The organism is Flavobacterium sp. MFBS3-15 (assembly GCF_026107645.2).
Classification (GTDB): Bacteria; Bacteroidota; Bacteroidia; order Flavobacteriales; family Flavobacteriaceae; genus Flavobacterium.
In genome coordinates this window covers 1-1,005 of record NZ_JAPCHV010000043.1, presented here as the reverse complement: position 1 = coordinate 1,005, position 1,005 = coordinate 1, and the positions used below count along the sequence as shown (strand labels likewise).

The 1,005-nt window shown below is 36.3% G+C and carries 1 protein-coding gene; it reads left to right on the top strand.

The window, feature by feature from the left end; genetic code table 11:
• The first annotated feature begins 389 nt into the window (after positions 1–389).
• Entirely contained in the window at positions 390–866 is a 477-nt protein-coding gene (locus tag OGH69_RS18220; protein WP_265175928.1) for a hypothetical protein, read from the top strand.
• Positions 867–1,005: the final 139 nt, after the last annotated feature.

The window sequence follows — 1,005 nt, the reverse complement described above, 5'->3', positions numbered from 1 at the left end:
ACTACATAATAGTAAAAATCCTCTTTTTAAAAGGCTTGTTGCGGTGTCAATTTGCCTATGAACATTGCCGTTATTGCGGGTGCAAAAGTAGTAACCTTTTCCGCTTTTCCAAACTTTTATAAACCCTTTTTTTATCTTTTTTGTTTACTTTTTCTTAACACCCTGATAAGGTGAACTTTGGAAATGGAAGTTTTTTATCATAATAATTTTCCTTAGCCGCCAATCGCTCTGATTTATCATTATTGCATTTTAACAATGATATTTCTGTTACATATTAGGAGAGTAACAACACCTGATGCAATTGCGATCTCCTATAAGTATAAAAATATCATTATTGATGCAGTGGAAACTTATAAAATACTTAAATTCGACAACAAAAATAAACCAATATGAATGATGCACATTTTCACCTTGCCGTAAACCATTTACCTATTATTGTACCGGGAGTTGCCGCTATTATTATGTTAGGCAGTTTCTTTTTCGAATCGGAGCATGTAAAACGTACTGCTTATTTTGTATTCATGCTTGGCGCGATAAGTACATTTATAGCTTTTTCCAGCGGAGAGGGAGCTGAAGAAATTATGGAACATGCCGGTGCCGATCATCACCTTATCCATGAACATGAAGAAGCTGCCGAAATTTTTGCGCTTTTTTCACATGCCATAGGCCTTATCTCGCTGTTTGGACTTTGGGCAAGCTACAAGCATAAGAAATTTTCGAATTTAGTCGCTATCGGCACACTCCTGATTGCGGGCGGACTTTTTTGGTACGGAAATATTACCGCAACAAGCGGTGGAGTAATTAGCCATCCTGAAATAAGAAGCGATTATAAAGCTCCCGAAAATCACGAAGACCATCACGAGTAATTAACCAGCTTGTAAAAAGCATAAAGGGGCTGTCTCAAAAGGATAGCCCCTTTTTCATTTTAATTAAGTTTACTTTTCTTTGCATGCTGATTTTGACATTTTAAAGTCTCCTTTTTAGCCCATAAAAGGTTATACGTTT

Coding starts and splice junctions, on each gene's coding strand:
- OGH69_RS18220 (WP_265175928.1), top strand. CDS start 390: ATGAATGATGCACATTTTCACCTTGCCGTAAACCATTTACCTATTATT.